Below are 15,023 nucleotides of genomic sequence, written 5' to 3'. Positions count from 1 at the left end.
CGATCGTGCCGATGTTGCAGTGCGGTTTGTTCCGCGCAAACTTTTCCTTTGCCATGATGGCCTCCTTGTATCGGGTCGGCGGGGAAGCCCCGCCCTACGGGTGGTGGGTAGGGCGGGGTAACCCCCGCCGTCCCGTTAAGCGTATTTCTTCTGGATCTCTTCCGAGATGTTCGACGGCACCGGATCGTAGTGATCGAACTGCATCGTGAACTGCGCGCGGCCCGAGGACATGGAACGCAGCGTGTTGATGTAGCCGAACATCGAGGCCAGCGGAACCATGGCGTTGATCGCCACGGCATTGCCGCGCGGCTCCTGCCCGGTCACCTGACCGCGGCGGGAGGTCAGGTCGCCGATGATGCCGCCGGTGTATTCTTCCGGGGTCACCACTTCGACCTTCATGATCGGTTCCAGCAGCTTGGCGCCGGCCTTGCGCAGACCTTCGCGCATCGCCATCCGTGCCGCGATCTCGAACGCGAGGACCGAGGAGTCGACGTCGTGGAACTTGCCGTCGATCAGCGCGACCTTGAAGTCGATCACCGGGAAGCCTGCCAGCGGACCGGAGTCCATGACCGACTTGATCCCTTTTTCGACGCCCGGAATGTATTCCTTGGGCACCGCGCCGCCGACGATCTTCGACTCGAACGAGTAGCCTTCGCCCGGTTCGGTCGGCTCGATGATGAGCTTGACCTCTGCGAACTGACCCGAACCACCCGACTGCTTCTTGTGGGTGTAGGTGTGCTCGATCTTGTGGCCGATGGTTTCACGGTAAGCCACTTGCGGCGCGCCGATGTTCGCCTCGACCTTGAACTCCCGCTTGAGGCGGTCGACGAGGATGTCGAGGTGAAGTTCGCCCATGCCCTTCATGATGGTCTGACCGGACTCGAGGTCGGTTTCGACGCGGAAGGACGGGTCTTCGGCTGCCAGACGCTGCAGACCCTGAGACATCTTCTCCTGGTCGTTCTTCGTCTTCGGCTCGATCGCGATCTCGATCACCGGATCCGGGAAGGTCATGGTTTCCAGAACCACCTGCTTGTTCGGGTCGCACAGCGTGTCGCCCGTGGTGGTTTCCTTCAGACCCGCCAGCGCGATGATGTCGCCTGCGAATGCTTCCTCGATTTCCTCGCGGTTGTTCGAGTGCATCATCATCATACGACCGACACGCTCGCGCTTGCCCTTGGTCGAGTTCATCATCTGGTCGCCCTTCTTGATCACGCCGGAATAGATCCGGGTGAAGGTCAGCGAACCGACGAAGGGGTCGTTCATGATCTTGAACGCGAGGCCCGAGAAGGGCTCGGCATCATCGGCGTGACGCTCGATGTTCCGGGTCTCCGTCTCGTCATCCGGCGAGAAGCCGGTGTAGGCGGGCACGTCGAGCGGACCGGGCAGGAAGTCGATCACGGCGTTCAGCAGGGGCTGGACGCCCTTGTTCTTGAACGCGGAGCCACCGAGGACCGGAACGAAGGTCAGCGACAGGCAGCCCTTGCGGATCAGTTTCCGCAGGGTCGGCACATCGGGCTCTTCGCCTTCCAGGTACTTCTCCATCGCGTCGTCGTCCATTTCGACGGCGTTCTCGATCATGTTGGCGCGCCATTCGTCGGCCAGATCCTTGAGCTCGTCACGGATCGGCTGACGGATCCAGCCGGCACCCAGGTCATCGCCCTTCCACACCCATTCTTCCATGGTGATCAGGTCGATGGTGCCTTCCAGCTGGTCTTCGGCGCCGATCGGCATGGCGACGGGAACAGGGGTCGCACCGGTGCGGTCCTTGATCATCTTCACGCAGTTGAAGAAGTCGGCGCCGATCTTGTCCATCTTGTTGACGAACACGATGCGCGGAACCTTGTAGCGGTCAGCCTGACGCCACACGGTTTCGGTCTGCGGTTCCACACCGGCGTTGCCGTCCAGCAGGCAGATCGCGCCGTCGAGAACGGCGAGCGAACGCTCGACTTCGATGGTGAAGTCGACGTGGCCGGGGGTGTCGATGATGTTGAAGCGGAACTTGGTGTCCGAGGTGCCGTCAGCGGTCGGATCTTCCTGCCACTGCCAGAAGGTCGTGGTGGCAGCCGAAGTGATCGTGATCCCGCGTTCCTGCTCCTGCTCCATCCAGTCCATGGTGGCGGCGCCGTCATGGACTTCGCCGATCTTGTGGGACCGGCCGGTGTAGTAGAGGATACGCTCGGTCGTCGTGGTCTTGCCGGCATCGATGTGCGCCATGATGCCGAAGTTACGATAACGGGAAAGCGGGTAGACGCGTGCCATGTTGGGCCTGCCTTTCGGATATTACCAGCGGTAGTGGCTGAATGCCTTGTTGGCATCGGCCATCTTGTGGGTGTCTTCGCGCTTCTTCACGGCCGAACCGCGCGAGTTCACGGCGTCGAGGAGTTCGCCGGCAAGGCGCTCTTCCATCGTGTTCTCGTTGCGGTTCCGGGTGGCGGTGATCAGCCAGCGGATGGCCAGGGCTTCGCGGCGCTCGGGGCGGACCTCGACGGGGACCTGGTAGGTCGCACCACCCACACGGCGCGAGCGGACCTCGACCGAGGGTTTGATGTTGTCGAGCGCTTCGTGGAAGATCTCCACCGGCGCACGCTTGACCTTGGCTTCGATCCGGTCGAGCGCGTTGTAGACGATTTTCTCTGCGACCGACTTCTTGCCGTCGATCATCAGGTTGTTCATGAACTTGGTCAGAACCCGGTCGCCATACTTGGCGTCGGGCAGAATTTCGCGCTTTTCGGCAGCGTGACGACGAGACATCTGTGTATCCTCTTACTTCGGCCGCTTGGCGCCGTATTTCGAACGGCGCTGCTTACGATCCTTGACGCCCTGGGTGTCGAGCACACCCCGAAGGATGTGGTAACGCACACCGGGAAGGTCCTTCACGCGGCCGCCACGGATCAGGACAACGGAGTGTTCCTGAAGGTTGTGGCTTTCACCGGGGATGTAGGAAATGACCTCGTAGCCGTTCGTCAGGCGCACCTTGGCGACCTTACGCATAGCGGAGTTCGGTTTCTTCGGCGTGGTGGTGTAGACACGGGTGCAGACGCCGCGCTTCTGCGGGCATCCTTCCATGTGCTGCGACTTGGAGCGTTTGACTTTGGGCTGCCGGGGCTTCCGGATCAGCTGCTGGATCGTAGGCATTTGGGTTTCGTTCCCCGTTTCTCGACACATGTGCTGCGGGTCGCCCCGCGGTTTCGTTAAACGTCACGTGCGTCCACGCAACGTAAAAAACCGCATGCGTCCCCTCGTTCACGGGGAACGACGCGGCGGATTCCAGAGGATCGGGGCGCTGCCGCCCGGATCGTGACCACTACAATTCTGAGAGGCGGCGGGGCGACCCCCTTGCCTGGCTGAGCGCGCGTATAGAAAGAGTCGGGGGCCTTGTCAACACGACCCGGCGCCAAATCGCCGCCTGCTTCACCCGCACGTCAGGCGCGAGGGGTACGCGTTGCGGACGGCGGCGTCAACCCGAGCCGGCGTTCGCGGTAGAGCATGAACAGCCCCGACCCGACGACGATCGCGGCCCCCAGCAGGGTCGGCCATGTCGGCCAGTCGCCAAAGGCCACGAGGCCGAGCAGCAGCGCCCAGATTAGGCCCGTGTAGCGGAAGGGCGTGACAAAGGACAACTCCCCTGCCCGCATCGCCGCGACCGAGCAGAGATAGGCGAAGAGCAGCGCCGCCGCCGAAGTGCCGATCAGCCCGACCGCGCGGGTGTCGAGAGGCACCCAGGTGTCCCCGATCGCGCTCACGGCGAAGAACAGCGTGACGCCAACCGCTGTCGCAAAGGACACCAGCATTGACGGCACAGCCCGCGACAGGCGGCGGGTGAAGAGGTCGCGCGCGGTGACGAACATCACCGAGATCAGCGCGTTGATGGCGAAGAGGTTGAACCCCTCGGGCCCCGGCCGCACGATCAGCAGCACCCCGCAGAACCCGATCCCGATGGCCACCAGACGCCGCCAGCCCACCTTTTCGCCAAGGAACACGGCGGCCGCCAGCGTCACCGCCAGCGGCGCGGATTGCAGCACCGCCGTCACGTTCGCCAGCGGCATGTTGAACAGCGCGGTGATGAAGAAATACGCCCCGCCGACCTCGGCGAGTGTCCGCAACAGCACCAGGATGGCGTCCCGGCGGTTCAGCCGGTGCGCAAAGGCCCGCATCCGCCATGCGATCAGCGCGGTCCCCACGGAGGTCAGGATGCCCCTGAGCGTGATGATCTGCGACATCGGCAGGTCCCCGGACAACAGCTTGGTGCAGGTGTCGTTCAGGGTGAACAGCGCCATGGCCCCCATCATCAGGAGCGCGCCACGGAAATTGTCGGTCATGGTCTTCCCTCGTCCCGCCGCCCAGATGACACGGGCGGGCGGCAATGGGAAGCCGCGTTAATATGGGGGGCGGGCTTTCGCGGAGGGCGTCTGTTTCAGCAGACCAAGCCGCCGTTCGCGGTAGATGGTGAACAGCCCCGATCCGACGACGATGGCGGCGCCGAGCAGCGTTGTGGCCGTCGGCCAGTCCCCGAAGATGACGAACCCGATGACCAGCGCCCAGATCAGACCCGTGTAGCGGAACGAGGTGACGAAGGCCAATTCCCCCGTCCGCATCGCCGTGATCGAGCTGATGAAGGCGAACAGCGACGCCACCCCTGCCCCGACCAGCAGCGCGGAGTCGCGGGCATCTATGGCCACCCAGTCCTGACCGTCGAACAGCCCGCCGACGGTGAAAGCCAAAGTTACCCCCGCCACGGTGCAGAGCGTCACCATGACCGAGGGCATCTCGGTCGGCATCTTACGGGTCACGAGGTCGCGGACAAGCCCGATGGTGACGGAGATCAGCGCGTAGATGGCAAAGCTGTCGAACCCGTCCGGTCCCGGCCTGACGATGATCAGCACTCCCACGAGCCCGATCATGATCGCCGACAAGCGCCGCCAGCCAAGGGGTTCGCGCAGGAACACCGCGGCGGCGAGCGACAGCATCAGCGGCGCGGATTGCGAGATCGCCGTCACGTTCGCCAGCGGCATGTTGAACAGCGCCTGAAGATAGAAATAGGCCGCCCCGATTTCCGACGCCGTGCGGATCGCCAGCATGCCCCATAGGCGGGGCGAGGAGGACAGCGTCAGCGCGCTCATCCGCCAGGCGATCAGGAAGGTGCCGCCGGTGATGACCAGCCCGCGCAGCGTCACGATCTGCGTCAGCGGCATTTCCCCGGCCAGCAGCTTGGTGCAGGTCTCGTTCACCCGGAACAGCGCCATGGCGACGCACATCAGGATCGCGCCGCGTAGATTGTCAGACATGTCCCTGCACTTTCCGGCCTCTCGGGGCTGACTGGCATGCGGCGGGCGGAAAGGGAAGCCACCCGATTTCCTTGTCCGATATGTGAATCCCCGGCACACTGGAAACGCTCGGGATTTGGGCGGGAGGTCGCGATGCCGGACGTATCGGCCCTGCTGGGGTCATGGCGCATGTCCAGCTGGACGCGCGAGGTCGTGGCGACCGGCGCGGTGTCGGATGCGTCGGGGCCGGACCCGTTGGGCTATATCGCCTACCACGCGGACGGTCGCATGATGGCGACGGTGTTTCACCGCACCCGCCTGCCCGGTGACGGACGGCTGTGGAGCACGGAGGAAAAGGCCGAACTCTTCGACACTATGCTGGCCTACGTGGCGTCCTGGGCGCTGGAGGGCGACCGCGTGGTCCACCATGTCGAGGGCGCGTGGAATCCGAACTGGCAGACCGACCTCAGCCGCCCCTTCACCCTCGACGGCGACCGGCTGGTCATCAGCGGTGCGCCGGGCATCGACCCCGGCACGGGCGAAGAGGTGATCTACCGGATGGAATTCACCCGCGTCTGACCCCTGCCCCAAACGAAAAGCCCCCGCCGAAGCGGGGGCTTTCCAATCTCACAAACGTCCGACGATCAGTCGCGGCTTTCCGGGGTGATGACGAGGTTGTCTTCGACTTCCTCGTAATCCTGCACCGGAGCGGCCAGCGCTGCCGCGGCTTCCGCTTCCTCGCGGCGGGCGTCGATGACGACGTTGTCCCGCTCGGAGGCGATGCGGCGCACGCGCTGCGTTGCCCCGCCGGTGCCCGCCGGGATCAGGCGGCCGACGATGACGTTCTCTTTCAGACCGACCAGCTTGTCGCGCTTGCCCTGCACCGAAGCCTCGGTGAGAACGCGCGTGGTCTCCTGGAAGGACGCCGCCGAGATGAAGCTGCGGGTCTGCAGCGACGCCTTGGTGATGCCCAGCAGGATCGGCTGACCGGCGGCAGGGCGCAGGCCCTTGTCCTCGGCCCGCTTGTTGGCCTCGTCGAGTTCGATCTTGTCGACATGCTCGCCCTTCAGCAGGGTCGTCTGGCCACTGTCCGTGATCTCCCACTTCTGGAGCATCTGGCGGACGATGACCTCGATGTGCTTGTCGTTGATCTTCACGCCCTGCAGGCGATAGACGTCCTGCACTTCGTCGATCATGTACTCGGCCAGCGCCTCGACGCCCATGATGGCGAGGATGTCATGGGGGGCAGGGTTGCCGTCCATGATGTAGTCGCCCTTCTGGACAAAGTCGCCTTCGACCACGGGGATGTGCTTGCCCTTGGGCACCATGTATTCCACGGGCTCCATGGTCTCATCCACCGGCTCGATGGTGATGCGGCGCTTGTTCTTGTAGTCGCGGCCGAACCGGACATAGCCGTCGATCTCGGCGATGATGGCGTGGTCCTTGGGACGGCGGGCTTCGAAGAGTTCGGCCACACGCGGCAGACCGCCGGTGATGTCCTTCGTCTTCGCACCTTCGCGCGGGATACGCGCGACGATGTCGCCGACCTTGATGTCCTGACCATCCTCGACCGACAGGATCGCGTCCACCGACATCGGATAGGTCACCGGGTTGCCCGCTTCGTTGCGGACCGGTTCGCCCTCTTCGTCGACGATCAGCAGTTCCGGCTTGAGCTCGTTGCCCTTGGGGGCCGCGCGCCAGTCGGACACGATCTTCTGGGTCATGCCGGTCGCATCGTCGGTCTCTTCACGCACCGCGATACCGGTGACGAGGTCGACGTAACGGATCTGACCGGCACGTTCGGCGATGATCGGCAGGGTGTAGGGGTCCCACTCGAACAACTTGGTGCCACGGGTGACCTTGTCGCCTTCCTTGACGAAGAGCTTGGTGCCGTAGCCGAGCTTGTGGCTCGCCCGTTCCTCGCCCGCGTCATCGAGGATGCGCAGCTTCATGTTCCGGCCGACGGTGAGAACCTCACCGAAGGCGTTTTCCAGAAGCTGGGCGTTCTCGAAGGCGATGGTGCCTTCCTGAGATGCCTCGAGGAACGACTGCTGACCACCCTGCGCCACGCCGCCGATGTGGAAGGTCCGCATCGTCAGCTGGGTGCCGGGTTCACCGATCGACTGCGCGGCGATGATGCCGACAGCCTCGCCGATGTTCACCTGCGTGCCGCGTGCAAGGTCGCGGCCGTAGCAGGCGGCGCAGACACCGTCGTCGCTTTCACAGGTCAGCGGCGACCGGATGCGCATCGACTGGACGTTGGCATCCTGGATGGCGTCCGCCGCCCGTTCGTCGATCAGCTGGCCCTTGGTCACGATGACCTCGCCCGTGACCGGGTTCGCGACGTCCTCGGCCGACACACGGCCCAGCACGCGCTCGCCGATCGAGGCGACGACTTCACCGTCGTTGACGGCCGCTTCCGCGGTGATCGCGTTCTCGGTGCCGCAGTCGGGCTCGCGCACGATGCAGTCCTGCGCCACGTCGACGAGGCGACGGGTCAGGTAACCGGAGTTCGCGGTCTTCAGGGCGGTATCCGACAGGCCCTTACGGGCACCGTGGGTGGAGTTGAAGTACTCCAGAACGGTCAGACCTTCCTTGAAGTTCGAGATGATCGGCGTCTCGATGATGTCGCCGTTCGGCTTGGCCATCAGGCCGCGCATCCCGCCGAGCTGTTTCATCTGCGTCACCGAACCCCGCGCACCGGAGTGGGCCATCATGTAGACCGAGTTCGGCTCCGCTTCGGCGCCGTTCTCGTCCCGGCGGTTGGCCGAGATGGTGGACATCATGGCCTCGGTCACCTTGTCGTTGCACTTCGACCAGGCATCCACGACCTTGTTGTACTTCTCGCCCTGGGTGATCAGGCCGTCCATGTACTGCTGTTCGAAGTCCTTAACCTGCTCGCGGGTATCCTCCACGATGGTCCACTTCGAATCCGGGATGACCATGTCGTCCTTGCCGAACGAGATGCCCGCCTTGAACGCTTCCTTGAAGCCCATCGACATGATCTGGTCGCAGAAGATGACCGACTCTTTCTGACCGCAGTAGCGGTAGACGGTGTCGATGACCTGCTGGACTTCCCGCTTGCGGAGCAGGCGGTTGACCAGTTCGAACGGTGCCTTCGCGTTCAGCGGCAGCAGCGCGCCGAGGCGGACGCGACCGGGCGTCGTCTCGTAACGCTTGACGATTTCGTTGCCTTCCTCGTCGATCTGCTTAACCCGCGCGGTGATCTTGGCGTGCAGGTGAACGGCACCGGAATCCAGCGCGTACTGCACCTCTTCGATCGAGGCGAACGACATGCCCTCGCCCTTCATGCCCTCACGTTCGATGGTCGTGTAGTACAGACCAAGGATCATGTCCTGCGAGGGAACGATGATCGGCGCGCCGTTGGCGGGCGACAGGACGTTGTTGGTCGACATCATCAGGACGCGCGCTTCCAGCTGTGCCTCGAGGGACAGCGGGACGTGCACGGCCATCTGGTCGCCGTCGAAGTCGGCGTTGAAGGCCGAGCAGACCAGCGGGTGCAGCTGGATCGCCTTGCCTTCGATCAGCGTGGGTTCGAACGCCTGGATCCCGAGACGGTGCAGCGTGGGCGCGCGGTTCAGCAGAACCGGGTGCTCGCGGATGACCTCGTCCAGGATGTCCCAGACCTCGGGACGCTCTTTCTCGACCAGCTTCTTCGCCTGTTTGACCGTCGACGACAGACCCTTTGCTTCCAGCCGCGAGTAGATGAACGGCTTGAACAGCTCGAGCGCCATCTTCTTCGGCAGGCCGCACTGGTGCAGCTTGAGCTCCGGACCGGTCACGATGACCGAACGGCCGGAGAAGTCGACGCGCTTGCCCAGAAGGTTCTGGCGGAAGCGGCCGTGCTTGCCCTTGAGCATGTCCGACAGCGACTTCAGCGGGCGCTTGTTGGCACCGGTGATGACGCGGCCACGACGACCGTTGTCGAAGAGCGCATCGACGGATTCCTGAAGCATCCGCTTTTCGTTCCGGACGATGATGTCCGGCGCGCGCAGCTCGATGAGCCGCTTGAGGCGGTTGTTCCGGTTGATCACCCGGCGATACAGGTCGTTCAGGTCCGACGTCGCGAACCGGCCGCCGTCCAGCGGGACCAGCGGGCGCAGTTCCGGCGGGATGACCGGAATGACGGTCATGACCATCCACTCGGGCCGGTTGCCCGACTCGAGGAAGGATTCCACGACCTTCAGACGCTTGATGATCTTCTTGGGCTTCAGTTCACCCGTGGCCTCTGCGAGGTCCGCGCGCAGCGTCTCGGCCTCGGACTCGAGGTCGATGTTCGCCAGCATCTCGCGGATCGCCTCGGCACCGATGTTCGCCGTGAAGGCGTCCATGCCGAAGGTGTCCTGCGCGTCCATGAACTCTTCTTCGGTGAGCATCTGGCCGTACTGCAGGTCGGTCAGACCCGGCTCGATGACCACGTAGTTCTCGAAGTAGAGCACGCGTTCCAGATCACGCAGCGTCATGTCCAGCATCAGGCCGATGCGGGACGGCAGCGATTTCAGGAACCAGATATGCGCGACCGGCGCGGCGAGCTCGATATGGCCCATCCGCTCGCGGCGCACCTTCTGGAGGGTGACCTCGACACCGCATTTCTCGCAGACGACGCCGCGATACTTCATGCGCTTGTACTTGCCGCAGAGGCACTCGTAATCCTTGATCGGCCCGAAGATACGGGCGCAGAACAGGCCGTCGCGCTCGGGCTTGTAGGTCCGGTAGTTGATCGTTTCCGGCTTCTTGATCTCGCCGTAGGACCACGAAAGGATCCGCTCGGGCGAAGCCAGCGAGACCTTGATCTCGTCAAAGACCTTCGGCGGGGTGAGCGGGTTGAACGGGTTGTTCGTCAGTTCCTGGTTCATGTCGTTTTCCTAGATGACAGGGCGCGGAGGGGAGGAAGCGGCAGGTGCGTGACAAGCACGCACCCTACGGCCTGCGGTAAGGTGCGTGCTTGCCACGCACCGCCCGCCCGGTGGCCGATTATTCCTCGCCCTCCTCGTCCAGGAGTTCCATGTTCAGGCCGAGGCCGCGGACTTCCTTCACCAGAACGTTGAAGGATTCGGGCACACCGGCCTCGAAGTTGTCCTCGCCCTTGACGATGCTTTCGTAGACCTTGGTCCGGCCGGCCACGTCGTCCGACTTCACGGTCAGCATTTCCTGCAGGGTGTAGGCGGCGCCATAGGCTTCCAGAGCCCAGACCTCCATCTCCCCGAAACGCTGGCCACCGAACTGCGCCTTACCACCCAGCGGCTGCTGCGTGACGAGCGAGTACGGACCCGTGGAGCGTGCGTGGATCTTGTCGTCGACAAGGTGGTGCAGCTTGAGCAGGTACTTGACCCCCACCGTGACGGGACGCGCGAACTGTTCGCCCGTCCGGCCATCGTAAAGGATCGACTGACCGCTCTCGTTGAACCCGGCGCGCTTGAGCGCGTCGTTCACGTCCGGTTCCTTGGCGCCGTCGAAGACCGGGGTCGCGATCGGCACGCCACGGGTGACGTTGTTCGCCGCTTCGACCAGCGTGGTCTCGTCCATGCCGCCGATGCCCTCGTCGTAGACATCCTCGCCATAGGCCAGCTTCATCGCCTCGCGCACCGGGGTCAGATCGCCGGAGCGGCGGTATTCGCCGAGCGCTTCGTCGATGTTGACGCCGAGGCCACGCGCGGCCCAGCCCATGTGGGTTTCGAGGATCTGACCGACGTTCATCCGCGACGGCACGCCGAGCGGGTTGAGGCAGAAGTCGACCGGAGTCCCGTCCTGCAGGAACGGCATGTCCTCCATCGGCACGACGCGCGACACCACACCCTTGTTGCCGTGACGACCGGCCATCTTGTCGCCGGGCTGAAGCTTGCGCTTCACGGCCACGAAGACCTTGACCATCTTCATCACGCCCGGGGGCAGGTCGTCGCCGCGGCGGACCTTCTCGACCTTGTCCTCGAACCGTGCGTCGAGCGCGCGCTTCTGCGCCTCGTACTGCTCGTTCAGGGCCTCGACATGCGCGGCTTCCTGGTCGTCGCCGAGGGCGAGCATCCACCACTGGCTGCGGGGCAGCGAGGACAGAAGCTCTTCGGTGACTTCCGAGTTGGCCTTGATGCCCTTCGGACCCTTCACGGCGGTCTTGCCCAGAAGCATGGACTTGAGGCGCGCATAGATGTTGCGGTCGAGGATCGCCATCTCGTCGTCGCGGTCACGCGACAGGCGTTCGACTTCCTCACGCTCGATCTGCAGCGCACGTTCGTCCTTGTCGACGCCGTGGCGGTTGAACACGCGGACTTCCACGACGGTGCCGTAGTCGCCCGGCTTCACGCGAAGCGAGGTGTCACGGACGTCCGAGGCCTTTTCGCCGAAGATGGCGCGGAGCAGTTTCTCCTCCGGCGTCATCGGGCTTTCGCCCTTGGGCGTGATCTTGCCCACAAGGATATCCCCCGGTTCCACATCGGCGCCGATGTAGACGATGCCGGCTTCGTCGAGGTTGCGCAGGGCTTCCTCGCCGACGTTCGGGATGTCGCGGGTGATTTCTTCCGGCCCGAGCTTGGTGTCACGAGCGGCGACTTCGAATTCCTCGATGTGGATCGAGGTATAGACGTCGTCCCGCGCGATCCGCTCGGAAATAAGGATGGAGTCTTCGTAGTTGTAGCCGTTCCAGGGCATGAACGCGACGATCACGTTCTTGCCGAGGGCCAGTTCGCCCATGTCGGTCGAGGGACCATCCGCGATGACCTCGCCCTTCACGACCGTGTCGCCCACCTTCACCAGCGGACGCTGGTTGATGCAGGTGTTCTGGTTCGAGCGCTGGAACTTGCGCATGCGGTAGATATCCACACCCGCGTCACCCAGCTCCAGATCCTCGGTGGCCCGGATCACGATACGCTGCGCATCGACCTGGTCGATGATGCCCGCGCGCTTGGCCATGATGGCCGCGCCCGAGTCGCGTGCGACGATTTCCTCGATCCCGGTGCCGACCAGCGGCGCCTCGGCCCGCAGGAGCGGAACCGCCTGACGCTGCATGTTCGAGCCCATCAGGGCGCGGTTCGCGTCGTCGTTTTCGAGGAACGGGATCAGCGAGGCGGCGACCGAGACAAGCTGTTTCGGCGAGACGTCGATCAGGTCCACGTTTTCGCGCGGGGACAGGGTGTATTCACCCGATTTCCGCGTGTTGACGAGGTCGTTCACGAAGTCGCCGTTGTCGTCGAGGTTGGCGTTGGCCTGCGCCACGGTGTGGCGCATTTCCTCGGTCGCGGACATGTATTTCACCTCGTCGGTGACATGGCCGTTGTCGACGCGGCGATACGGGGTCTCGATGAAGCCGTACTTGTTCACGCGGGCGAAGGTCGCCAGCGAGTTGATCAGACCGATGTTCGGACCTTCCGGCGTTTCAATCGGGCACATCCGGCCGTAGTGGGTCGGGTGCACGTCGCGGACCTCGAAGCCCGCGCGCTCGCGGGTCAGACCGCCCGGCCCGAGGGCCGACAGGCGCCGCTTGTGCGTCACTTCGGACAGCGGGTTGGTCTGGTCCATGAACTGCGACAGCTGCGAGGAGCCGAAGAATTCGCGGACGGCAGCCGCCGCCGGTTTCGCGTTGATCAGGTCCTGCGGCATCACCGTGTCGATCTCGACCGAGGACATGCGTTCCTTGATCGCGCGCTCCATGCGGAGCAGGCCGACGCGGTACTGGTTCTCCATCAGCTCGCCGACCGAGCGCACCCGGCGGTTGCCGAGGTGGTCGATGTCGTCGATCTCGCCACGGCCGTCGCGCAGGTCCACCAGCGCCTTGATACAGGCGACGATGTCCTCGCGGCGCAGGGTGCGGACGGTGTCCGCCGCGTCGAGGTTCAGGCGCATGTTCATCTTGACCCGGCCAACGGCCGACAGGTCATAGCGTTCGCCGTCGAAGAACAGGGTGTCGAACAGGGCCGAAGCGGCCTCGACCGTCGGCGGCTCGCCCGGACGCATTACGCGATAGATGTCCATGAGCGCGGTGTCGCGGTTCATGTTCTTGTCCATCGCCATGGTGTTGCGCATGTAGGCGCCCACGGTGACGTTATCGATGTCCAGCACGGGGATATCGGTGTGACCCGCGTCGACCAGATCCTTGACCGAACCGCCGATCAGCGTGCCGTCCTTGTCGTATTCGACGGTCAGCTCATCACCGGCCTCGACATAGATCGCGCCGTTTTCCTCGTTGATGATATCCTTGGCCGCGAATTTGCCCACGATGCGGTCGAATGGCACCAGCAGGTTCTTGACCTTGCCTTCGTCGATCAGCTTCTTCACCGCGCGGGGCGTGATCTTCTTGGTCGCCTCGGCGATGACTTCGCCGGTGTCCGCGTCCACGAGGTCATAGGGCGGCCGGGTGCCGCGCACGCGCTCAGGGAAGAACTTGGTCACCCATCCCTGCCCCTTGCGGAGCGAGTAGGTCACGGTGTTGTAGTAGGAATCCATGATTGCTTCCTGATCCATGCCGAGGGCATAGAGCAGGGTCGTCACCGGCAGTTTCCGGCGGCGGTCGATGCGGGCGAACACGATGTCCTTGGCGTCGAACTCGAAGTCCAGCCAGGAGCCGCGGTAGGGAATGATGCGGCAGGCGAACAGCAGTTTGCCCGAGGAGTGGGTCTTGCCCTTGTCATGGTCGAAGAACACGCCCGGCGAGCGGTGCATCTGGGACACGATCACGCGCTCGGTGCCGTTCACGATGAACGTCCCGTTCGGGGTCATCAGGGGCATGTCGCCCATGAAGACGTCCTGTTCCTTGATGTCCTTGACCGACTTGGCGCCGGTGTCCTCGTCGATATCGAACACGATCAGGCGAAGCGTGACCTTCAGCGGCGCGCTGTAGGTCATGTCGCGCTGCATGCATTCCTCGACGTCATACTTCGGGCGCTCGAGCTCGTATTTCACGAACTCCAGATGCGCCGTCTCGTTGAAGTCCTTGATCGGGAAGACGGACTGGAAGACGCCCTTGATACCTTCGCCGTCTGCGGGCTCGGGCTGGTCGCCGGATTTGAGGAAAAGCTCGTAAGAGGATTTCTGAACCTCGATGAGGTTCGGCATTTCAAGAACTTCGCGGATCTTGCCGTAGTATTTGCGAAGACGTTTCTGACCGAGGAAGGTCTGAGCCATGACGGATGTCACCTTTCGTTTCTCTTCGGACGCGACCGCCGCCGGGCTCCGGCGATGCGTCCATTCGAGACAGGGGGTCTAGGATCCATGCCTGGCCACCTTCCCACGGGCGGCCTCCCGATCCTCGAACCTCGCCTTAGAAAGGGCTTTTCGCGAAAGCCCTCTCTGAGACAGGTTCGGCTGGACCCGGTTTTCCCCGGATCCAGCCTGCATTTCCGTCGCCCGGGCGCGATGCCCGGTCCGGATTACTTGACTTCGACCTCGGCGCCAGCTGCTTCCAGCTTGCCTTTGATCTCTTCGGCTTCGTCTTTCGACACGCCTTCCTTGACGGCTTTGCCACCGGCTTCCACCAGGTCCTTGGCTTCTTTCAGGCCCAGACCGGTGATTGCGCGGACTTCCTTGATCACGTTGATCTTGGAGGCGCCTGCCGACTTGAGGATGACGTCGAATTCCGTCTTTTCCTCTTCGGCTTCGGCTGCGGCACCAGCTGCCGGGCCGGCCATCATCACGGCGCCGCCAGCAGCGGGCTCGATGCCGTATTCGTCTTTCAGGATGGTTTTGAGTTCCTGTGCCTCGAGAAGCGTCAGGTTAACGATCTCTTCGGCGAGTTTCTTCAGATCAGCCATT

The 15,023-nt window shown here is 63.7% G+C and carries 9 protein-coding genes; 1 reads left to right on the top strand and 8 read right to left on the bottom strand.

The genetic code is table 11. The features are described 5' to 3' along the window. Nucleotides 1-135 precede the first annotated feature (135 nt). The 5 genes from fusA to ATO6_RS13460 form a co-directional block, all read right to left on the bottom strand. Complete coding sequence (gene fusA / locus ATO6_RS13480) at nucleotides 136-2,259, bottom strand: elongation factor G (RefSeq protein WP_088624528.1); 2,124 nt, start codon at nucleotides 2,257-2,259, stop codon at nucleotides 136-138. A gap of 21 nt (nucleotides 2,260-2,280) precedes the next feature. Further along, entirely contained in the window at nucleotides 2,281-2,751 is a 471-nt protein-coding gene (gene rpsG / locus ATO6_RS13475) for a 30S ribosomal protein S7 (protein WP_088624527.1), read from the bottom strand. Nucleotides 2,752-2,763: 12 nt separating this feature from the next. Then, nucleotides 2,764-3,135: a 30S ribosomal protein S12 gene (rpsL, locus tag ATO6_RS13470; RefSeq protein WP_088624526.1), complete on the bottom strand. Its 372-nt coding sequence runs from the start codon at nucleotides 3,133-3,135 to the stop codon at nucleotides 2,764-2,766. A 287-nt stretch (nucleotides 3,136-3,422) separates the two neighbouring features. Further along, on the bottom strand, nucleotides 3,423-4,319 hold the full coding sequence (locus tag ATO6_RS13465) for a DMT family transporter (RefSeq protein WP_088624525.1): 897 nt from the start codon (nucleotides 4,317-4,319) through the stop codon (nucleotides 3,423-3,425). Nucleotides 4,320-4,376: 57 nt separating this feature from the next. Next, complete coding sequence (locus tag ATO6_RS13460) at nucleotides 4,377-5,285, bottom strand: DMT family transporter (RefSeq protein WP_088624524.1); 909 nt, start codon at nucleotides 5,283-5,285, stop codon at nucleotides 4,377-4,379. Nucleotides 5,286-5,417: 132 nt separating this feature from the next. Between ATO6_RS13460 and ATO6_RS13455 the strand changes: the two genes are divergently transcribed. After that, nucleotides 5,418-5,843: a lipocalin-like domain-containing protein gene (locus tag ATO6_RS13455; protein WP_088624523.1), complete on the top strand. Its 426-nt coding sequence runs from the start codon at nucleotides 5,418-5,420 to the stop codon at nucleotides 5,841-5,843. A 65-nt stretch (nucleotides 5,844-5,908) separates the two neighbouring features. On the opposite strand, the gene rpoC is transcribed toward ATO6_RS13455, so the two are convergent. From rpoC to rplL, 3 genes are all read right to left on the bottom strand, one after another. Then, nucleotides 5,909-10,141: a DNA-directed RNA polymerase subunit beta' gene (gene rpoC / locus ATO6_RS13450; RefSeq protein WP_088624522.1), complete on the bottom strand. Its 4,233-nt coding sequence runs from the start codon at nucleotides 10,139-10,141 to the stop codon at nucleotides 5,909-5,911. A 118-nt stretch (nucleotides 10,142-10,259) separates the two neighbouring features. Continuing rightward, a complete protein-coding gene (gene rpoB, locus ATO6_RS13445) occupies nucleotides 10,260-14,396 on the bottom strand; it encodes a DNA-directed RNA polymerase subunit beta (protein WP_088624521.1) in 4,137 nt (1,378 codons plus the stop codon). A gap of 245 nt (nucleotides 14,397-14,641) precedes the next feature. Next, nucleotides 14,642-15,022 carry a 50S ribosomal protein L7/L12 gene (gene rplL, locus ATO6_RS13440; RefSeq protein ID WP_088624520.1) on the bottom strand — a complete coding sequence of 127 codons (381 nt, stop codon included), beginning with the start codon at nucleotides 15,020-15,022 and terminating at the stop codon, nucleotides 14,642-14,644. Nucleotide 15,023: the final 1 nt, after the last annotated feature.

The sequence above is a fragment of the Oceanicola sp. 22II-s10i genome (genome assembly GCF_002210105.1).
In the GTDB taxonomy this organism is placed as follows: domain Bacteria; phylum Pseudomonadota; class Alphaproteobacteria; order Rhodobacterales; family Rhodobacteraceae; genus Pseudooceanicola.
The sequence above is the reverse complement of the archived record's forward strand: the minus strand, read 5'-3'. Positions and strand labels throughout refer to the sequence as shown.